Here is a 19,128-nt window from a genome sequence, read left to right as displayed (position 1 = left end):
CCGCCTCAGGCAGGACCAGGCGAGGCGGCGCAACCGTCGAGATCGGGGGCGAGCCGGCACAGTTCGCGGTCATGAGCGCGCAGGCGATCAGACCGCACAGGGTCCAGCAGGTCGTTCGCATCCTCGGCGCTCCTCGCCTGTGTGACGGCCGCGACGGTCGCCCGTTCCACGGCCAAGGTTTGTCGGTGATAGATGTCGAGACGCGCCGTCTGCCCCGCCCTGCCCTCGGCCTCCAGGCGACGGGCCTCGACATCCTTCGCGGCCTGGGTCGCGCGCGCCTCCACGACTTCCAGCCGCCGCTGCTGCAGGTTGAACGGATCCCATCTCAGCCCCAGCCCCCGCCCGGTGATCGTCAACAGCAGCGCTGCCGCTCCCGCCAAGGCCAGCCAGCCCAATGGCGTCAGCGTCCGCATCAAGTCCCGCACCCTCATGGATAGGCCCTCCGGTCCAGTTCGAAGTGCGGGCCGTCCCGCAGCCGGGTCCAGTCGCCGCCCCATGTGAGCGGAATGCCTAGATCGCGCGCCGCCGCCTTGAAGGCCTCGGCGATACGGCCATACAGCGGCCAATCCCAGCGCACCTGGCCCTCGACCAGGGCAGCCACGTCGACCGCGTGACCGGTCAGATGGCGCGAGTTGATCGTGCGGCTGGCCCCCGCCCTGACAAGGGCCGCCTGACGGGCCGCATCGCGCAAGCCCTCCGTGACCATGAAGTCCACCTCGGTCCGGCGGATCGCTGCCTCGACAACAGCAATCAGGTCCGGGTGAACACCCCGCATCCGCGCTCGCGAACGCTGCGACAGGCGAAAGCTCATGCCTTGCCTCCCGCCGCCAATCTCAGCCGCAGATTGGCCAGCATGGCCACCATCTGCTGGGCTGTCGGCGCCACGAGATAGAGGACCAGCATCAGGGCGATCAGCCCCATCAAGCCGTCCGCCACGCGCGGCAGGTCGGCGGGGGCCGTCCGCCCCACCGCCCGCGCCAGCAACCACCACAGCGCTGCGCTGGCGATGAAGATATAGAGACGCCGCCACAGCCAGCGCCCTTCGGCCAGGCCCATCTCGTTTCCACCGGCCACCCTCATGCTTCATCCTCCGGGTCGCAGGGAGCGACGGGCCTGCGCCAGTCGCTGCCCAGTTGGTCAAAACAGTCATCGGGGGTCAGCCGCTCGGGCGCGGCCCAGACCTCTTCGTCCAGCAGGTCGGGTTCGAGGAGGCGGTCGAAATATCGGGTCATGGCGCTCATCCGATCGCCGTCAGCCAGATGACGCCCGCTGCGCCCGCGCCGCCTGTGCCGACCGTCGTCACAGCGCCGCCGCCCCCGCCACCGCCGCCGCCGTACAGACCCCCGGACGCGCCGGCGGACCCGGCCCCGAACAGTTCAACGGCCCCGCCGCCGCCGCCGCCGCCGCCGCCGGCCCACGACAAGCCCGGCAGAGGCGAAGACTGGCCCGCCAGGCCCGTCGTCGTCCGCCCCAGCCCGCCCGCCGCGCGGACGTGCAAGATCGCGCCATCGCCGCCCGATCCGCCGCTGGTTCCCGCATTCGAGGTGCTGACGCCGCCGCCGGCGCCGCCGCCTCCCGGCCCATCCGGCCGGATCGACGCCGCCCCCCCGCCCCCCGCCGCCGCGATCGACGAGTCGCCGCCCGCGTTTGAACGAACCAGGCCACCCCCGCCCGCGCCGCCCAGACCAGACGCCGCGCTGCCGCCCGCACCGCCCTTGCCGCCTTCGCCTGTCAGAAGGGCGGTCCCGCCCAGGGACAGACTGCTGTTCGCCCCGACAGCGCCGTTTGCGCCTGCCGCTGCGCCTCCGGCCCCGCCGCCGCCGATGACGGCCGTCAGCGCCCCCGTCAGAGCCTCAACCGGCCAGCGGGCAACCGAGACGCCGCCCGCTCCGCCTCCGCCGCCACCATAGCGCGCCGTGCCCAATGCGCCCGCCGCGCCAGCGCCCCCGCCTCCCCCGCCGCCCACGCAGACCGCCTCGACCCACCGCGCCCAGACCGGAGGCGTCCAGGCCCCGGTAGCCGTCAGAACCGTCGTCTCGCATCGGGCCGCGCCGCGCGCGAACGTCATCCGCCCGGTCGCGCGCTCCACCCAGAAGGCGTCGCGCCAGGTTCCACCATCAGCGCTGACCTTGAGCCTCAGGTCGTCGTCGCCGATCAGGCCCAGTTCGGCCCGGCCGCCCCAGCCGCTCTGGAAGAGCAACGACAGAACGTCGGACGCCCCCTGCTTGTTGAAGGTGAAGCGCAGGTCGCCGTCGCCGCCGCTCTCGCTCTCCAGCGCGGTCCACAGCGTCTTGTTCAGGCGCGCCGCGAAGACGTTGGTCGCATCCGCCGTAGTGTTCACGCCCAAACGAGTCAGGTTCTGCAAGGCCGTCACTGGCTCGACTGCCCCGGACAGCGGCGCCCAGGTCCCGGCGCGACGCACCAGCACCTCGTCGCTGTCCAGCACCACGGCCAGCAGGCCGTCGGGCGCGTCGAGCGCCAGCCAGCCACCGGCCTCGGCGCGCATCAAGGCGCCCGCCGGACGTCCGACCCAGTCCGCGCCAGTCGCGCCGGGCGGCAGGATGTAGAGGGCGCCATCTGCTGGCGATGTCGGTTGCGCGGCGGTCGTGCGGCTGACCACCGCCGTCTGGGTCAGGGCGTCCAGACGCGTCAACGCCTCGTTCAGGGTCACGTGTTTCTGCAGTTGCCCTGCCGCCAGATAGGGCAGGCCCAGGCGCGCGCTGACGTCGTCGCTCATCAAAGATCTCCAAGGATTGGAGGATCAGTCTGCTGACGACCGTCGCTGCGGCGCGCTGAACACGTCGGGCGCCCCGCAAACCCGGAAATTAGAAGGCATTGGCGCGTCCGATTGCGCGCGCTGTCGCGCTTGGGACTTGCAGGAAAGCCCCTCGACACGACGCGTTCGGGTCGGATAGGCCAAGGGGGCGGTCCGCCGCGTCAGTCCGCGAGGAAGTCCGCTTGATCTCTCCTTTGAAGGCCGCGATCCACCTGGCAGCGCTGGGCCTGATGGCCGCGCCCGCCGCCGTCGCCATGTCCGCCCTGACGCGGATCGGGCACCGCTGGACAGACCTGCTGGCCCAGTTTCCCGCCCCGGCCCTTGGGGCGACGCTGGTTCTGACGCTGGCCTATGCCCTGCTGCGACTGCGACCCGGCATGATCGCGGGGCTGGCGGTCACCGGCCTGCTGGTTCTCGCCGTCTGGCCCCAATGGTTTCCACGCAGCGCTGCCCTTCCGCGCGAGGACGCGCCGACGTTGACGCTCTACTCCGCCAATCTCTGGGCGCCCAATACTGACGTCGTGGCGATCACCCGCTCCATCACCGAGTCCGATGCTGACATCGTCATCCTGGTCGAGTTGGGCGACACGCCGGCGGCTCAGCTCGACCAGGTGCTGGCGCGCTATCCGCATCGCGTCCTGAACGCCCGCGTGGACCGGCCCAGCGGAGCCGCGCGGGCCGCGATCGCCTCACGCTATCCGCTGACCGCCATCGCTGACCGCCCCGACGGCCTGGTCTCGGTCGCCGCTATGGCCCACACGCCGCTAGGCCCCGTCAACATCATCGGCGCCCACCTGACCCGTCCCTGGCCTTTCCAGTATCAGTGGGGACAGATCAATCAGGCCACGGCCCTGGCCGCCATTCGTCGCGATATGAGCGGCCCTGTCATCGCAGCGGGCGATTTCAACAGCGTTTCCAGCGCCCGCATCGGCCGTCAGGTCCAGGCTGAGACCGGCCTGATCCCCGCCCCCGGCTGGCCCGGCACCTGGCCCTCCGCCCTGCCGGCGGGCGCCGCCATGACTATCGATCAGGTCTGGCGCTCGCCCGACCTCGCCCTGTTGGAGCGCAGACTGGGCCGCAAGAACGGCTCGGACCACCGCCCGGTCGTCACCCGTTTCACGCTGGCGGCAGAAGCGCCCTGAGCCGGTCGTCGTGGCCATGATCAGGGAAGTCGTCCGCGATCCAGCCGGCCTCAAAGGCCTTCAGCACCCGCCCCGTCTCCGGCCCCGGCTTCAGACCCAGCCGCACAAGGTCCCGTCCGCCGACAGGCATGGTCGGCAGCGTCCAGTCTTTCGACAGCGCTAACAGACGCTGCGCCGCTTCCGGGTCGCCCCCTGCCGCCCAGGCCCGCATGACGCGGTCTTCGAACGCCTGTCGTCCGTCGCTATAGACAACCGCGCGCGCCTGCGAATCCGTCAGGGTCGTCGTCGCCTGGCCAGCCACCGCCTCGACCAGACGGCGGCGTTGCGCATTGGATAGCCGCAGCGCTCGGGCGACTGCCGCCACCCCCGCCGGATCGTCCGGCAACAGGGCCGACAGCCGCAGTACCGCGTCGCCGCTCAGCTCTGTCATCGCCTCGAACAGCGCCAGCTCGACAGGTTGGCGTAACACACGTTCCAAGACGCTTGCTTGATCCATCAGCCGCACAGCCGGACGCGGATCAGGCGCCCCCAGCAGCTTCAGCAGTTCCTTGGACACCCGCTCGGCCGACAACTGCTCGACGCCCTCGGCCAGGGCCGCACAGGCCGCCACCGCCGCCGCATCGGGCTCGCCGCGTCCGTACCAGGCATAGAAGCGATAGAAGCGCAGGATACGCAGATAGTCCTCGCGGATGCGGCCCTCAGGCTCGCCGACAAAGACGATCCGCCCCGCCACGGCGTCGTCGAACCCCAGCCCCGTCGGGTCCAGGATGACGCCTTCCGCGTCGGCATATAGCGCGTTCAGGCGGAAATCGCGCCGCCCTGCATCCTCGGCCCAGTCGGTCGTGAAGGCCACGGTGGCGCGCCGTCCGTCGGTCGAGACATCGCGGCGCAGGGCGGTGATCTCGAACGGCTGATGCTCCGAGATCGCCGTCACGGTGCCGTGCTCGATGCCGGTCGGGACAGATCTCAATCCTGCCGCCTTCAGCGCCGCGACCACGGCGTCGGGCGTCAAGGTCGTGGCGATGTCGATGTCGTCGATGGGCGCGCCGATCAGGGCGTTGCGCACGCAGCCGCCGACGAAACGGGCGCAGTCCGGCCCGCCCGCCGCCGCCAGCGCCGCCATGACCGCACGCGTCGCCGGAGCCGTCAGCCAGTCCTGTCCTTGCAGTCGTCGGCTCACGCGGCGTCCTCGGCCGCGGCCGACAGGGGCTCGACCTCGTCGCCGTACAGACGCCCGAACAACCCCTTCAGAATGCCCGCTGTCACGCCCCAGATATAGCGGTCCTCGAACGGCATGGCCCAGAACCAACGACGCGGCCCCTCCTCCGGGTCGTAGTAGTCCCGACGATGATTGACCGGGTCCATCAGGAAGTCCCATGGCGCCTCGAACACCTCGGCCACCTCAGCCGGTGAAGGCGTGACCAGCGGCGGTTTCGTCAGCCAGCCCACCACCGGCGTCACCAGAAACCCGGTCCCCGTCTCATAGGGATCGCCTAGCCCCAGCAGTTCGACCACGCCGGGGTCCAGCGCCACCTCCTCGAAGGCTTCGCGCAGCGCCGCCTGCCCCGCCGTCTCGCCCGGGTCCAGCCGTCCGCCGGGAAAGGCGATCTGGCCGGTGTGGCTGGCCAGGCTGTCCGAGCGCCGCGTCATCAGAACTGTCGGGCCGTCATCATGCATGATGATCGGCACCAGAACAGCGGCGGGCCGCAGCTCGCGCGCGGGTCGTGCCGCGCCAGGGTTCAGGTCGTAATCGGACCGGATCGCGGTCCGTTCGGGCGTCCATGAGGTCACCGGGTCCAGCCGGGCCTCCAGCCGCTTCCTCAAGCTGTCGCAGCTCATTCCAGCCCTCCCAGAGCGAAGGCCTCTCCGCTGGATCGCACCACCAACTGCCCATCGATCGCCTCGGCTCCCTCGACCAGCTCATAGAAGACCGGCCGCGCGATCCGCGCCCAGAGATCAGCCCGTACATGAACGCGCGGCGACGGCTCGCCGGTTTCGGCGTCGGTCTCGACCACGAGGGGATGATCCGCCCCTGCCTCGACCACGTCGCCGACGTCGGTCGTGAAGCTCAACACGCCGTTCGCCGCCTGCACGGACACAGCCCGAAACGGCAGGTCCTCGACCTTGATCTTCAGCTTTTCGGCGGGCGTGACCAGATGATAGCCGTCCTGATCCTTCCGCAACACCGTCGAGAACAGGCGCACCAGTTCAAGTCGCCCGATGGGCGAGCCCTCGTGCAGCCAGACGCCATCGGCCCGGATCAGGATATCGATGTCGCCGCAATGTTCGGGATGCCACAGATGCACCGGCGGCAGGCCGTGCCCCGGCGCCTGTCGCGCGGCTTCGGCGACGCCGGACAGGCCAGGCTTTGTCGCAGGGTTCGTCATATCCAGACTATGGGGCGCGTCGCCCGGCAAAGGAAGGTCAGTCCGACCTCAGGCGACGGGACGCACCGCCCCGGCCGGCTCGACCTCGCTGATCGGCAGCCACATCACCCGGCGCTGATCCACCGGCCCAGCGAACACGGCCCGGGGCGCCGCGACAAAGCCGAAGCGTGAGAAATAGGGCGGATCACCGATCAACAGCACACCGTCCAGCTTCATTGCCCTGGCCTCGACGATGCAGGCCTGCACCAGTTCGGCGCCCAGTCCGCCGCGGCGGCTGGAGGCGTCCACGGCGATGGGACCGAGAAACACCGAGCGCGCCGCGCCGACCATGATCGACCACAGCCGCACCGAGCCGATCAGCCGTTCGCCCTCAAAGGCCGAAAAGCCCGCAGTCAGAGCCGCGACTTCCCGCAGCCGCTCCGCCGTCTTGGCGAACCGGCCGGGACCGAAGGCCGCCAGCACCAGGGCGTCGATCGCCGCCGCGTCGCCCGATCGTTCTCGCTGGATGCGGACGGGCGTTGCGGATTCGACAGACACGGGGGCGACGACGGCGTTCATGCGCGGCGCCTAGACCCCCAGCCCCCTCGAATCAATCGCGTTTGCGCGAATTCAGCCGGCTTTCGAGAAATCCGGCGCCCGTTTCTGGCTGAAAGCCATGAAGGCCTCCATCGCCTCGGGGCTACGCATCTGCGAGCCGAAGGCCTTGGCCTCGCGCTGCATCAGGTTCCACAGGGCCTCGGCATCGCGCATCAGGACCTTGGTCTTGCGTATCGAGTTGGGCGCTCGCGCCGCCAGCTTGCCAGCCAGTTCGCGCGCCGTGGCATCGACCTGATCGGCCGGAACCGCCCGATTGGCGATGCCCCAGGCCAGGGCCGTCTTGCCGTCGATGGCCTCGCCCAAGGCGAACAGCTCGAACGCTCGTTGATGGCCGATGGTCGCCGGTAACAGCAGAGACGACGCTGCCTCGGGGGCCAGGGCCAGATTGACGAAGGGAACGGAAAGCAGAGCATCCTCGGCCACCACCACCATGTCGCAATGGAGCAGCAAGGTCAGGCCGATGCCCACGGCGCGCCCGCGCACTGCCGCCACGGCGGGCTTGTCCAGATCCGCCAAGGCCTTGAGGAACCGGAACACGCCCATCTCGACCAGATCGCCGCTGCTCTGAGAGCCGAGGGCGATGAAGTCGGCGATGTCGTTGCCCGCTGAGAAGGAGTCGCCCTCGCTGCGGAACAGGACGACGCGCACGGCGTCGTCGGTCTTGGCGCCTTCGACGGCCTCGGCCAGAGCAGAATACATGGCCTGGGTGATGGCGTTCTTCTTGTCTGCTCGGTCGAAGGCGACCGTCAGGACGCCGCCGTCCCGTTCGAGTTTGATGTGCTCGCTCATTGTCCAGCCTCCGTCAGCATCCACCAATCGACGCCCGCTTCATCGCGGCTGCGCCGGGCCCGCCCCTCGCGGGCCAGATAGTTCAAGTGCGCGATCGCCTCGCCCGTCGCCATGCTCAGCACCTCGTCGCCCACCGGGCGTGCGAACAGGGCCGGAAACACATCCACGGCGCGCGAGGGCGTCCTCAGTGTTCGCTCCAGTCGTTTCAGCGCCACCTCATGACCCCGGATCAGGGCCTCCAGCCGCGTGGTGACGCCATAGAAGGGCTCGCCGTGCGACGGCAGGACGAACAGGTCGCCGGGCAACCGCGCCTTCAGCGCCGCCAGGGACCGCAGCCATTCGCCGAGGGGATCGCCCTCCGGCTCGGTCGGCCAGACGGAGACGTTCGAGGAAATGCGCGGCAGGATCTGGTCGCCCGACAGAAGCACGCCGTCGCGCTCGCGCCACAGACAGACATGTTCGGGACAGTGCCCCTCCCCAATCACCACGCGCCATTCCTGGTCGCCGATGCGCACCACATCGCCTTCGCTGAGCCGAAGATAGGCCGAAGGCATGGCCGCCACCGCCTTGCCGAACCCGCCGTAGCCGGTGCGCCAGCGCGCGATCTGCTCGTCGTTCCAGCCGGCGGCGCGATAGAAGACCGCGCCCTCGTCAGGCGCGGGACGCCCTTCGTCGGCGATCAGCATCCGCGCCGTCACGTACTCCAGCCGCGACATCAGCAGCGGTGCGTTAAACCGTTCACACAGCCAGCCTGCCAGGCCGATGTGGTCAGGGTGCATATGGGTGCAGATGACGCGCTTGACCGGCTTGTCGCCCAACGGCCCCGCAAACGCCGCCTCCCAGGCCTCGCGCGAGGCGGTGGTCTTCAGCCCCGTATCGACCAGAGTCCAGCCGTCGCCGTCGGCCAGGGCGTAGACGTTGATGTGGTTAAGCGTCATCGGCAGCGGCAAACGCAGCCACAGCACGCCCGGCGCAACCTCGACCGCGTGACCAGCCTCGGGCGGCGGCCCCGATGGATAGGTCAGGCCGCGCTCGGTACGCCCCTCTGATCCTGCGACACCGTCGGCCAAGTCCGTCTCCAAAAAAAACTGTTTTAGCCAACAGCTATTTCAACGTCCAGCGAGTTTCAGCCCCCCATCGCTATCTTGACCGCGAGGAATCCGGTCGCCAAGGCTAACGGAATTGGTTTGAGGAGAACCCCGTGTTGAACAAAACTCTGGCGGCGCTGGGCGGCGCGCTCACCCTGGCGGCTCTGGTCGCCTCACCTGCCAACGCGCAAGACGGCACCGGGACCGGCAACGGACCGGCCTCCTCACAGTCCGCGATCTCGGCTCCGTCCAGCCGCGTCACCCCGTCACGCATGGATCGCCAACGCCAGAATCGCGAGCAACGCAACCAGGCGCCCGCTCCAGTGGATCCGGCGGTCATCAAGGCCGAAGCTGAAGCGGTTCTCGCTTCTGCATCGGTCACGTGCCAAGTGACCGACGCGAAGTTGCTGGGGCAAACTGCTGAACAGACCAAGATTTACGAAACGGCCTGCTCCGGCGCGCCGGGCTATATCGTAGTCGCCTCCACGCCGCCCCAAGCCGTCGACTGCGTCATTCTCGACAGCCAAGCTCAAGCCGCTCGCACGGCCAATCCTGAAGCCCCCACCGGGCCGACCTGCACCCTCCCGGGCAACCTGGACATTCAAGGCTTCCTGAAGGCCTATGCGACCCAGGCCAGCGTCCCCTGCACCGTCGATGAAGTCAAAGTGAGGGGCCAATCGGGCGATGGCGCCGTCATTTATGAAGTGGGCTGCGCCGGCGCTGACGGCTACTGGATCGAAAAGAGCGTTTCGGGCTGGGAAAAGACCGAATGCCTGCAAATTCTCAGCCAGAACTCGACCTGCCTGTTCACCACGCCCGCTGAACAGGCTGCGACGGTTAAGGCCTGGCTGCCCGGCACGGACGCCGCCGCCTGCGACGTGCAGCAGGTCCGTCTGATGGGTCAGAACGCAAACGGCCGTTTCATCGAGATGACCTGCGCCGGCGCTGACGGCTTCATCATTCGCCAGAACGCCGAGCGCGTCGTGCAACAGGTCTATCCCTGCGCCACGGCCCAGCAGATCGGCGGCGGCTGCAAGCTGACGACCACGCCTCCGGCCGCGACGCCGCAAGCCTAAACGAGGCCTGATCGTCGAACGAAGCGCCGCCGGAGCAATCCGGCGGCGTCTTTGTTTTTGGCGACCTCTTTTCGCCGAACGCGACGCGGCTTAGCCTTGGGCCATGCGCATCGCCACCTGGAACGTGAACTCGGTCAACGCCCGCCTGCCCACCGTGCTGGCCTGGCTGGAAGCCGCCAATCCCGACGTCGTCTGCTTCCAGGAAATCAAATGCGTGGACGAAAAATTCCCGCGCGAGGCCTTCGAGAGCCTAGGCTACAACGTCGAGACGCACGGTCAGAAGACCTATAACGGCGTCGCCATCCTGTCGAAATTTCCTCTGTCCGACATCCGGCGAGGCCTGCCGGGCGACGACGCAGACGAACAGGCCCGCTATATCGAAGCCCTGATCGAGGCCCCGGTCCCGGTGCGCGTCGCGTCCATCTATCTGCCCAACGGCAATCCACTGGGCACCGAGAAGTTTCCCTACAAGCTGGCCTGGTTCCAACGCCTGCACGACCACGCCAAGGCCCTGCTGGCCTTTGAAGAGCCTCTGGCCCTGTGCGGCGACTACAACTGCATCCTGACGCCCGACGACGCGGCCAAGCCCGAGGACTGGGCCAACGACGCCCTGTTCCAGCCGGAAACCCGCGCGGCGCTGAACGCCATGAAGTGGCTGGGCCTGTCGGACGCCCATGAGCTCGGCGACGAGCCCAAGGGCACCTATACCTTCTGGGACTATCAGGCCGGCGCCTGGCAGAGGAACAACGGCATCCGCATCGACTACGCCCTGCTGTCTCCGCAGGCCACGGACCGGTTCCGGGGCGTCGAGACCCATCGCGAGGCCCGCGACATGGACAAGCCCAGCGACCACGTCCCCGTGGTGGTCGACCTCGATCTGGAAGCCTGATCCATGGGCGAGACGTTCAGGGTCATCCTGCTGATCGCCCTGACCGCCGCCTTCCTGACGACCGGCGCCCTGTTGCTGTCCTGGTGGATGGAGCCGGAACGGCGGCTGAAACGGGCCCTACTCAAGTCGCTGGGCGTCAAGGCCGACACCGAAGCCCTGTCGCCCGCCGAGGGCCGCGCCGCGGGACTCGATTTCGACGGCGGACAGGTTGTGGTGCTGTGGAAGCGCGGTTCGCAGGGGCTGGTCTATGCCTTCGATGAGGTCGAGGGAGGCGAGATTATCGTCGATGGCCATGTGGTCGCCCGCGCCCGGCGCGGCGCCCTGCGCAAGGACCTGGACGTGGTCGTGCCCGAGGCGGAACAGGTGGTGCTGCGCCTGATGTTCGCCGACACCCGCAGCCCCGAGTTCGAACTGGCCCTGTGGAACGCCGACCTGCCGGCCTCGACCGGCTCGCCGACCGAGGCCCTGCGGCTGGGGCGGCGCTGGTTGTCGCATGTCGAAGCCCTGATGAAGCGCTGATCGCCCTTCCCGCCTCCTTCGCGGGAGGCTAGAACCCCCGCCTCTGCTGTTTACTGCGTTTCTTCAGGAGCCCGCCGTGGCCCGTCTCTTCGACGCCTACATCATCGCTGACTGGACCGCCGCCGAAGGCAAGAAGCTGGGCGAGCAGACCCTGTGGGTCGGCGTGGCCAAGCGCGACGTGCGTTTCCGCCTCTATACCGAGACCCACAACGTCGCCACGCGCGCCGAGGGCGAGAAGCTGATCGCCGACCTGCTGGCTGAACACCGCAAGCGCGGCGACCGCGTCCTGGTCGGCTTCGACTTCGACTTCGGCTTCCCCGCCGGCACGGCGGCGCGTCTGAAGCTGGACGGTCGTCCCTGGGACGCCATGGGCAAGTTCCTGGCCGCCAACATTGTCGACAAGGCCGACAACACCAACAACCGCTATCAGGTCGCGGCCAAGATGAACCGTCTGATGACGGACGAGGCCTGGCCCTTCTGGGGCTCACCCGCCAGCCAGGCGCAACGCTGGCTGACCACGACCAAGCCGCCCGAAGGCGCCGGCGCCGACATTCCCGAGTTCCGCGCCACCGAACTGGCCGCACGCAAGGACAAGCTGCCGCCCAAGAGCGTCTGGCAGATGCACGGCGCGGGCGCCGTCGGCGGCCTGACCCTGCTGGGCGTGCCCATGCTGCGCCGCCTGCTGGACCAGCTGGGGGCCTCGGCCGCCGTCTGGCCCTTCAACACCGGCTGGCGTGAACTGACCGAGGCCGACGTCGAGCCCCTGTCCGCCGTCGTGGTCGAGGTCTGGCCTGCCCTGTTCGACGCCAAGCGTCAGGTCAGCGCCGAAGGCGTCAAGGAATACAAGACCCAGGCCCAGGTCCGCACCGCCGCCGAAGCCTTCGCCCAGATGGACGACGCCGGCGACTTGCAGAAGGCGTTTGCGCCGCCGAAGACCGCGGACGAAGCCCTGATCGCGCAAGTCGAAAGCGAAGAAGGCTGGATCCTGGGGGTCTAAGCTCTCCTTTTCCGCTCATCCCGGCGAAGGCCGGGATCCAGATTATATGGCGAGACGGCAGGCTCTAAGGACTGGATGCGCCATTTGGAGCATCTGTCGCGTCTTACAATCTGGATCCCGGCGTTCGCCGGGATGAGCGATTTTAGGGGAACGGACTACGTCACGTAATCCGCCAGCATGTCGCGCCAGGTCGGATTGCGTTCTTCGATCAGGCGCAGCTTCCATGCGCGTCGCCATTCCTTGATGGCGCGCTCGCGCCGAAAAGCGCTTTCGCGGGTTTCGTGCCATTCGGCCCAGACCAGGGTCTTGCATCCGTGGTCGCGCGTGAAGCCAGGCATCAGGCCAGATGCGTGCTCATGCGCACGACGCCCCAGGTTTTCTGTGTGGCCCGTGTAGATGGCGCCGTTGCGGTGATTGGCGACGATGTAGATCCAGAAACCTTCCGTGCCGTCGTCGCGCATCTCAGTTACCCGATCAGCACACGCGCCGCCGCCCGCGCCTCGTCGGTGATCTCGGCGCCCGACAGCATCCGGGCGATTTCTTCCTGGCGGGGATGGGATTCCAGCACATCGATGGAGGTGCGGGTGTGGCCGTCCACGTCGGCCTTGCGGACCTTCCAGTGGGCGTGGCCGCGTGAAGCGACCTGGGGGCTATGGGTCACGACCAGGACCTGGGCGCCCATGGACAAACGTTGCAGGCGCCCGCCGACGGCCTCGGCCACGGCGCCACCGACGCCCTGATCCACCTCGTCGAAGATCATGACCGGCTGGCGCTGATCCTCGCGGCTGGCGAGCGCCGCCTTCATGGCGAGCGCGAAGCGCGCCAGTTCGCCGCCTGAGGCGACAGTGTCCAGCGGGCCGAAGGGCGTGCCGGCGTTGGTGGCGACCTCGAAACGCACCGTCTCGACGCCCAGAGAGCCGCGCCGGCCTTCGACAGGCTCCAGCGTCACGCGGAACCGAGCGCGATCCAGCTTGAGCGGACCCAGCTCGGCCATGACGGCTGCGACCAGACGATCGCCCGCCGCCTCGCGCGCCGAGGTCAGCAGCATGGCGGCCACGTCATAGGCCTCGACGGCCGCGGCCACGTCACGACGGGCGTTGGTCAGGGCCTCGGCCCCGTCCTCGATCAGGCGCAGTTGCTCGCGCAGACGGACGCGCAGCGCCGGCAGGGCGTCGACCGTGGTGTTCAGCTTGCGGGCGGCGGCGCGCAGGCTGAACAGGCGCTCCTCGGCCTTGTCCAGACGGCCCGGCTCGAAGTCGAAGGCGTCGGCGGCGGCGTCGACGGCGGCGACGGCCTCGGTCGCCTCGACGAGCGCGCGGTCCACGGCCTCGGCCGCCAGGGCCAGCTTGACGATGATGGGGTTGTCGCCCTCAGCCCCGGCCTGAACGGCGCGCTGGCGGGCATGTTCGACGGCGCGCAGGGCCGAAGCCAGACGCTGGCTCAGCTTGTCCCCGCCTAGCAGGTTGCGGGCGTCGGCCAGGTCGGCGACAGCCTTTTCCGCCGCGCCCAGGATGGCGCGTTCGCCCGCCAGTTCGGTTTCCTCGTCAGCTTGCGGGTCCAGGGCGTCGAGGTCGGCGAGGTTGAGCGCGATCTCCTCCGCCTTGGCGGCGGCTTCAGCGGCGGAGGCTTCCAGTTGGTCCAAACGCCCCTGAGCGGCCTTCAGACGCTCGGCGGCGGCGGCCACGCCCGACAGCTGGGGCTGCAGGCCGCCATAGTTGTCCAGCAGGGCGCGGTGTGTCTTCCAGTCCAGCAGGCCGACCGTCTCGTGCTGCCCGTGGACCTCGACCAGCAGGGCGCCGATCTCGCGCAGGGCGGTGACGCCCGCGGGCTGGTCGTTGACGTAGGCGCGGCTGCGGCCGTCGGCCGAGACGACGCGGCGCAGGATCAACTCCTCGCCCGGCGCGACCTCGAAGCCGCGCTCGGCCAGAAGGGCGATCAGGGCGGCGTCGTCGGGGGCGGTGAAGACGGCGGTGGCGACCGCCTGCTTGGCGCCCGCGCGCACCAGCCCCGCATCGCTGCGCGCGCCGAGCGCCAGGCCCAGAGCGTCGAGAATGATGGATTTGCCGGCGCCGGTCTCGCCGGTCAGCACGGTCAGCCCCTCGCCGACCTCCAGGTCGAGGGCGTCGACGAGAACGACGTCACGGATCGAGAGTGTGGTCAGCATGGGCCAGCTTGATTCGACTTTACAGCCCACTGTAGCCGGAAACAGAAAGGGAACGCAGCGTCTTTCCGCATGCGCTCCCCTAAAGCATCAGGCCCCGCCGGGGATGATCCGCTGCAGCCAGCTCTCACGCTTGCTCTCGGGCCGGACGCCCGGCTGCTGACCGCGCTCGGTCAGAAGGGCGTAGGCCTCGGCGTACCAGGGGCTGCCCGGATAGTTGTGACCCAGGACGGCGGCGTTGCGGGTAGCCTCTTCGTTCAGGCCCAGGGCGAGGTTGACCTCCACCAGACGGTACAGGGCTTCCGGTGTGTGCGAGCTGCGCTGGAAGGCTTCGCTATTGATGACCGTCTTGTAGCGGTTGATCGCGGCCAGCGGCTGGTTGGCCCGCTGATAGAAACGGCCCACGGTCATCTCCTTGCCGGCCAGCTGGTCGTTGACCATGTCGATCTTGACGCGGGCGTCGGTGGCGTAGGGCGTGTTGGGATAGCGGCGCGCGACGTCGCGCAGGCCGGCCAGTGCGGCCTCGGCGTAGGCCTGGTCCCGGCCCACGTCGACGATCTGCTCGAAGTTGCAGATGGCGCGCATGTAGAAGGCGTAGGCCGCAGACGGGTTGCCCGGGAACAGGGCGATGAAACGATCAGCCGCCGCCATGGCGTCCTGATAGTTGTTGTTCTGATAATAGGCGTAGACCTGCATCAGGATCGCCCGACGCGACCATTCCGAATAGGGGTGCTGACGCTCCACTTCCTGGAAATAGTCCACGGCGTCGGTCCAGCGCTTGGACTGCAGTCGCTGATAGCCGGTGTTGTAGAGCGCCTCGACGGGGCGCTCCTCATAGGCCAGTCGCTGGCGCGGCTTGGTCCCGGAACAGGCGGAAACCGTCAGGGCGGCGACGGCGACCGTCATCAGGGTCAGGCCGGTACGGGACTTCGAAGCGGGCAAGGGCGACCTCTTAAGATGCCTTGGTCACGGCGCACCCCCGGTGCGCCGCAGTCGTTACGGCGATCTCTATAGCAGCGACGGCGACCATGCCAATGCAGCGAAATCCGTCATGACGGGTTGATGCGAGGCGATCCGCTGCTAAAGAGCGCGTCCAGAAACGACTGCGCTCATTGGCGCAGCGATGACGGCAAAAGGATGACCGGTCATGAAGCTGCTCTCTGGCAATTCGAACCGGACTCTGTCCCAGGCCATCGGGTCCCACCTCGACATGCCCCTGACCAAGGCCCAGGTGAAGCGATTCGCCGATAATGAGGTTTTCGCCGTCATCGAGGAGAACGTCCGCGGCGAAGACGTCTTCGTCATCCAGTCGACCTCCTATCCGGCCAACGACAACCTGATGGAGCTGCTGATCATGACCGACGCCCTGGTGCGGGCGTCGGCGCGGCGGATCACGGCGGTCATGCCCTACTTCGGCTACGCCCGTCAGGACCGGAAGACCGGCGGCCGCACGCCGATCTCGGCCAAGCTGGTGGCCAACCTGATCACCCGCGCCGGCGCTGATCGCGTCCTGACCATGGATCTGCACGCCGGCCAGATCCAGGGCTTCTTCGACATTCCGACCGACAACCTGGTGGCCACCCCGGTGCTGGCTCAGGACATCAAGGACCACTATCCGCGCGGCGATGATCTGATGATCGTCTCGCCGGACGTCGGCGGCGTGGTGCGCGCCCGCTCGCTGGCCAAACGTCTCGACGCCGACCTGGCCATCGTCGACAAGCGCCGTCCCAAGGCGGGCGAGAGCGAGGTGATGAACATCATCGGCGACGTCGAAGGCCGCCGCTGCATCCTGTTCGATGACATCGTCGATTCGGGCGGCACCCTCGTGAACGCCGCCCAGGCCCTGATTGATCGCGGCGCCACCGAGGTCTCGGCCTACATCAGCCACGGCGTCCTCTCGGGTCCGGCGGTGCAGCGCGTCACCAATGGCCCGCTCAAGGAATTGGTGATCACCGATTCCATCGAACAGCCTGACGAAGTTTTGAAGTGCGGGAAGATCCGCACGGTTTCCGTGGCCCCTCTGATCGGCGAAGCTATCCGCCGTATCGCCAATGAGGAATCGGTCTCGAAGCTGTTCGATTAACCTTCGAATAACCATTCCCTCAGCGATATAAGACGCATCAGTTTCTGGAGCGCGCCCACCTTGGCCTCAAGGGGCGCGCCCCGCGTTTGATTTGAGGGAAGTTCGCCGATGACCCAGGCCTTCTTGCGCCGCGGCCTGTCCGTCGCCGCCATCGCCGCCGCCGCCCTTCTGGCCAGTTGCTCGACGCCCGAACCGGAAGCGCCGCCGCCGCCGCCGGTGGTCGCCCCCCTGCCCGCGGTAAGCCTGAACCAGGGCGTGGCCCAGGCAGCCTCGGTCTATGTCGCCTACGTGCGCGAAGTCGGCACCATACAGGCGGGATTCGCCGACGCTGAGTCCATTCAGGCGGCGATCCGCAAAGGCGCCGCCTCCGAGCCAGGCCAGCTGTCGCGCGGCATGATCGCCTACGGCTCGATCCTCGCGCTGCAATCGCCCGAATATGTCGCCGGCGTACGCCAGTTCGCCTCGACGCCTGCCCTGCGGCAGGAAATGATCTCGCGCATCGTCGCCGACCCGGCCTACGCCGCCACCCTGCCCGGCGCCGACGCCGCCGCAGGCCTGATCACCTCGACGCTCGGCAAGGACATCGCCGCTCTGACGGCGATCGCCGAAGCGGTTGAAGGCGACGCCTATACGATTCAGGAACGTCGCGACCCGCGGCGCCGCTGGGCGGTGCAGCCCGTGGCGGACCGCAGCGGCCGACTGGAAGGCGCCAAGGCCCTGTCGGTGGCGCGCCTGCCCTCGGCAGAGGAAAGCGCCCGCCTGTTCGCCGCCGCCAACAGCGGCTCGGGGCTGAACCTGACGCCGGCGCAGCGCGGCGCGCCGTTCACGCCTGCAGTGGTCAACTCCCTGGCGATCGCCGCCCTGGCCGCCCTGGGAGCCGCCGGCGAAGACGCGCAAGCCAACACGAACGCCCTGTCGACCGAATCGAACAACGAGTTCTGCCTCAGCATGTCGAAGCTGATGCTGTACCAGTGCCTCGCCGCATCGCGCCCCAGCTATGAGGACATGTTCTGCACAGGTCGCCACATCCTGCGCGATCTGGCGACCTGCACGGCCCAGTATACCGGGCCCGCGCCCGCTCAAACCACCCCGACCGTCACTATCGCCGAGACCAATCCCATGCCGGGAAGCGGCATGAAGTGACGACAAGGCGGGCTGAAACGACCGGGGCGGTTGCGTCCTCCCCATGTTCCGTGTAATAGCCCGCCCTCTTGAATTCGAGGGTTCATGACCCCGCTGCGCGGGCCCCGGTTGGCGCGGCGTTACTGTTGTTGTTGAGGCGAGCCCGATGGCCGAGATCATTCTGAACGTTGACGTCCGTGAAGGCGTTGGTACCGGCAACGCACGTGCAGTGCGTCGCGCGGGCGCTGTCCCTGGCATCCTGTACGGCGGCGACAAGGCCCCCGTCGCCATCTCGGTGAACGAGAAGGACTTCCGCAAGTCGCTCTACACCGGCAAGCTGCTGGGCCACCTGGTGACCCTGAAGTACGGCGAAGAGACCCAGCCGGTCATCGCCAAGACCGTCGACTTCGACCCGGTGTCGGACCGTCCGATGCACTTCGACCTGATGCGCGTCGACGCCAAGGCTCCGATCAAGATCGAAATCAACGTTCACTTCAAGAACGCTGACGAAGCGCCCTACACCCGCGCCGGCGGCATGCTGGAAGTGGTCCGTCACTCGGTCGAGATCCTGGTCGCCGCCGACCAGATCCCGGAAGAGCTGGTTGTCGACCTGAAGGGTCGCGAAATCGGTGAGACCATCCGCATGTCGGACATCGCCCTGCCGAAGGGCGCCTCGGCGACCATCACCGACCGCGACTTCGTGATCGCCACGATCAAGAACTCGGCTGCCTCGCAGTCGGACGCCGGTGACACCACCGCTGAAGCCGAAGCCTGATAGGCTTCTTCTTCGTAAGATTTCAGCCCCGCCCGGTTCGCCGGAGCGGGGCTTTTCTTTGCGCTAAGCACAGGGCATGAGGTCCGCATGATCATCATCGCAGGGCTCGGCAATCCGGGCGCCAAGTACGAAAAGAACCGCCACAACATCGGCTTCATGGTTGTGGACGAGATCGCCAGCCGCTGGCGCTTCGGCCCCGAGCGGGCCAAGTTCCAGTCCATCGTCAGCGAGGGCGAGGTCGAAGGGACCAAGGTCCTGCTGATGAAGCCCCAGACCTATATGAACGAGAGCGGCCGGGCGGTCGGCGAGGCGGCGCGATTCTACAAGATCAAGCCCAGCGAAATCATCATCTTCCACGACGAGATCGACCTGGCCCCCGGTCGTTTCCGCATGAAGACCGGCGGCGGCGCAGCGGGTCAGAACGGTGTCCGCAGCCTGATCAGCCACCTGGGCGCCGACTTCCGCCGCGCCCGCATGGGCATCGGCCACCCCGGCGAGCCGCAACTGGTCCACACTCACGTCCTGGGCGACTTCCACAAGGCCGACAAGCTCTGGCTGGACGCCATGCTGCAGGCCTGCGCCGACGCACTGCCCTTTGCGGTGAACGGCGACGACGAACGCTATCAGGGCGAGGTCATGCGCCTGGCCCCGGCGCCCAAGTTCAGCCCCAGGCAGGCGGCGCGGGGGGAATAGCGCAAGCCTCTCTCTCCCCATGAAGGGGAGCGAG

General features: G+C 68.2%; 23 protein-coding genes. 9 read left to right on the top strand and 14 right to left on the bottom strand.

What is annotated here, in order from left to right:
• Positions 1–5: 5 nt before the first annotated feature.
• Genes ACI2KI_RS15560 through ACI2KI_RS15540 form a run of 5 tightly spaced genes read right to left on the bottom strand, consistent with a single transcriptional unit; the run spans position 6 to position 2,737 of the window.
• A complete protein-coding gene (locus ACI2KI_RS15560) occupies positions 6–431 on the bottom strand; it encodes a hypothetical protein (RefSeq protein ID WP_404621522.1) in 426 nt (141 codons plus the stop codon).
• Positions 428–811: a M15 family metallopeptidase gene (locus tag ACI2KI_RS15555; protein ID WP_404621520.1), complete on the bottom strand. Its 384-nt coding sequence runs from the start codon at positions 809–811 to the stop codon at positions 428–430. The genes ACI2KI_RS15560 and ACI2KI_RS15555 overlap by 4 nt, the downstream gene beginning before the upstream one ends.
• Positions 808–1,080, bottom strand: coding sequence for a hypothetical protein (locus tag ACI2KI_RS15550; protein WP_292081761.1), 273 nt, complete (start codon positions 1,078–1,080; stop codon positions 808–810). The genes ACI2KI_RS15555 and ACI2KI_RS15550 overlap by 4 nt, the downstream gene beginning before the upstream one ends.
• Positions 1,077–1,232, bottom strand: coding sequence for a hypothetical protein (locus ACI2KI_RS15545; protein WP_292081763.1), 156 nt, complete (start codon positions 1,230–1,232; stop codon positions 1,077–1,079). The genes ACI2KI_RS15550 and ACI2KI_RS15545 overlap by 4 nt, the downstream gene beginning before the upstream one ends.
• Before the next feature lie 5 nt (positions 1,233–1,237).
• Complete coding sequence (locus ACI2KI_RS15540) at positions 1,238–2,737, bottom strand: DUF2793 domain-containing protein (RefSeq protein ID WP_404621517.1); 1,500 nt, start codon at positions 2,735–2,737, stop codon at positions 1,238–1,240.
• A 221-nt stretch (positions 2,738–2,958) separates the two neighbouring features.
• On the opposite strand from ACI2KI_RS15540, the gene ACI2KI_RS15535 reads away from it, so the two are divergent.
• Complete coding sequence (locus ACI2KI_RS15535) at positions 2,959–3,918, top strand: endonuclease/exonuclease/phosphatase family protein (RefSeq protein WP_404621515.1); 960 nt, start codon at positions 2,959–2,961, stop codon at positions 3,916–3,918.
• Here the strand turns inward: ACI2KI_RS15535 and ACI2KI_RS15530 are convergent.
• From ACI2KI_RS15530 to ACI2KI_RS15505, 6 genes are read right to left on the bottom strand one after another with little or no spacing between them, the layout of a single operon-like run.
• Positions 3,893–5,098 (bottom strand): CCA tRNA nucleotidyltransferase, encoded by a 1,206-nt coding sequence (locus ACI2KI_RS15530; protein WP_404621513.1) that lies wholly within the window; start codon positions 5,096–5,098, stop codon positions 3,893–3,895. The genes ACI2KI_RS15535 and ACI2KI_RS15530 overlap by 26 nt on opposite strands.
• Positions 5,095–5,757 (bottom strand): NUDIX hydrolase, encoded by a 663-nt coding sequence (locus tag ACI2KI_RS15525; RefSeq protein WP_404621511.1) that lies wholly within the window; start codon positions 5,755–5,757, stop codon positions 5,095–5,097. The genes ACI2KI_RS15530 and ACI2KI_RS15525 overlap by 4 nt, the downstream gene beginning before the upstream one ends.
• Positions 5,754–6,305 (bottom strand): DUF1285 domain-containing protein, encoded by a 552-nt coding sequence (locus ACI2KI_RS15520; RefSeq protein WP_404621509.1) that lies wholly within the window; start codon positions 6,303–6,305, stop codon positions 5,754–5,756. The genes ACI2KI_RS15525 and ACI2KI_RS15520 overlap by 4 nt, the downstream gene beginning before the upstream one ends.
• A 48-nt stretch (positions 6,306–6,353) precedes the next feature.
• Positions 6,354–6,863, bottom strand: coding sequence for a GNAT family N-acetyltransferase (locus ACI2KI_RS15515; RefSeq protein ID WP_404621507.1), 510 nt, complete (start codon positions 6,861–6,863; stop codon positions 6,354–6,356).
• 51 nt (positions 6,864–6,914) lie between these two features.
• Positions 6,915–7,691, bottom strand: coding sequence for an enoyl-CoA hydratase (locus ACI2KI_RS15510; protein ID WP_404621505.1), 777 nt, complete (start codon positions 7,689–7,691; stop codon positions 6,915–6,917).
• Positions 7,688–8,761 (bottom strand): MBL fold metallo-hydrolase, encoded by a 1,074-nt coding sequence (locus ACI2KI_RS15505; RefSeq protein WP_404621503.1) that lies wholly within the window; start codon positions 8,759–8,761, stop codon positions 7,688–7,690. Before ACI2KI_RS15505 ends, ACI2KI_RS15510 begins: the two co-directional genes overlap by 4 nt.
• Before the next feature lie 131 nt (positions 8,762–8,892).
• On the opposite strand from ACI2KI_RS15505, the gene ACI2KI_RS15500 reads away from it, so the two are divergent.
• The 4 genes from ACI2KI_RS15500 (at position 8,893) to ACI2KI_RS15485 (ending at position 12,260) form a co-directional block, all read left to right on the top strand.
• Positions 8,893–9,855: a hypothetical protein gene (locus tag ACI2KI_RS15500; RefSeq protein WP_404621501.1), complete on the top strand. Its 963-nt coding sequence runs from the start codon at positions 8,893–8,895 to the stop codon at positions 9,853–9,855.
• Positions 9,856–9,958: 103 nt separating this feature from the next.
• Positions 9,959–10,744, top strand: coding sequence for an exodeoxyribonuclease III (locus ACI2KI_RS15495; protein ID WP_404621499.1), 786 nt, complete (start codon positions 9,959–9,961; stop codon positions 10,742–10,744).
• A 3-nt stretch (positions 10,745–10,747) separates the two neighbouring features.
• Positions 10,748–11,263 (top strand): hypothetical protein, encoded by a 516-nt coding sequence (locus ACI2KI_RS15490; protein ID WP_292081786.1) that lies wholly within the window; start codon positions 10,748–10,750, stop codon positions 11,261–11,263.
• A gap of 76 nt (positions 11,264–11,339) precedes the next feature.
• Positions 11,340–12,260 carry a cobalamin biosynthesis protein CbiG gene (locus ACI2KI_RS15485; RefSeq protein WP_404621497.1) on the top strand — a complete coding sequence of 307 codons (921 nt, stop codon included), beginning with the start codon at positions 11,340–11,342 and terminating at the stop codon, positions 12,258–12,260.
• Between the two features lie 155 nt (positions 12,261–12,415).
• On the opposite strand, the gene ACI2KI_RS15480 is transcribed toward ACI2KI_RS15485, so the two are convergent.
• From ACI2KI_RS15480 to ACI2KI_RS15470, 3 genes are all read right to left on the bottom strand, one after another.
• Positions 12,416–12,721, bottom strand: coding sequence for a GIY-YIG nuclease family protein (locus tag ACI2KI_RS15480; protein ID WP_404621495.1), 306 nt, complete (start codon positions 12,719–12,721; stop codon positions 12,416–12,418).
• A 5-nt stretch (positions 12,722–12,726) separates the two neighbouring features.
• Positions 12,727–14,424 carry a DNA repair protein RecN gene (gene recN / locus ACI2KI_RS15475; protein ID WP_404621493.1) on the bottom strand — a complete coding sequence of 566 codons (1,698 nt, stop codon included), beginning with the start codon at positions 14,422–14,424 and terminating at the stop codon, positions 12,727–12,729.
• Between the two features lie 87 nt (positions 14,425–14,511).
• Positions 14,512–15,327 carry an outer membrane protein assembly factor BamD gene (locus tag ACI2KI_RS15470; RefSeq protein WP_404621586.1) on the bottom strand — a complete coding sequence of 272 codons (816 nt, stop codon included), beginning with the start codon at positions 15,325–15,327 and terminating at the stop codon, positions 14,512–14,514.
• 241 nt (positions 15,328–15,568) lie between these two features.
• Here ACI2KI_RS15470 and ACI2KI_RS15465 point away from each other — a divergent pair, with 241 nt between their 5' ends.
• The 4 genes from ACI2KI_RS15465 (at position 15,569) to pth (ending at position 19,094) form a co-directional block, all read left to right on the top strand.
• The gene (locus ACI2KI_RS15465; RefSeq protein WP_292081794.1) at positions 15,569–16,504 is read left to right on the top strand and encodes a ribose-phosphate pyrophosphokinase; all 936 of its coding nucleotides are present in this window, start codon (positions 15,569–15,571) and stop codon (positions 16,502–16,504) included.
• A gap of 108 nt (positions 16,505–16,612) precedes the next feature.
• Positions 16,613–17,647 (top strand): hypothetical protein, encoded by a 1,035-nt coding sequence (locus ACI2KI_RS15460; protein ID WP_404621491.1) that lies wholly within the window; start codon positions 16,613–16,615, stop codon positions 17,645–17,647.
• 145 nt (positions 17,648–17,792) lie between these two features.
• On the top strand, positions 17,793–18,401 hold the full coding sequence (locus tag ACI2KI_RS15455) for a 50S ribosomal protein L25/general stress protein Ctc (protein WP_292081799.1): 609 nt from the start codon (positions 17,793–17,795) through the stop codon (positions 18,399–18,401).
• 87 nt (positions 18,402–18,488) lie between these two features.
• On the top strand, positions 18,489–19,094 hold the full coding sequence (pth, locus tag ACI2KI_RS15450; RefSeq protein WP_404621489.1) for an aminoacyl-tRNA hydrolase: 606 nt from the start codon (positions 18,489–18,491) through the stop codon (positions 19,092–19,094).
• Positions 19,095–19,128: the final 34 nt, after the last annotated feature.

It is taken from the genome of Brevundimonas sp. NPDC046655 (assembly GCF_044901625.1).
GTDB lineage: Bacteria > Pseudomonadota > Alphaproteobacteria > Caulobacterales > Caulobacteraceae > Brevundimonas.
This window is presented reverse-complemented; position numbering and strand designations above follow the sequence as displayed.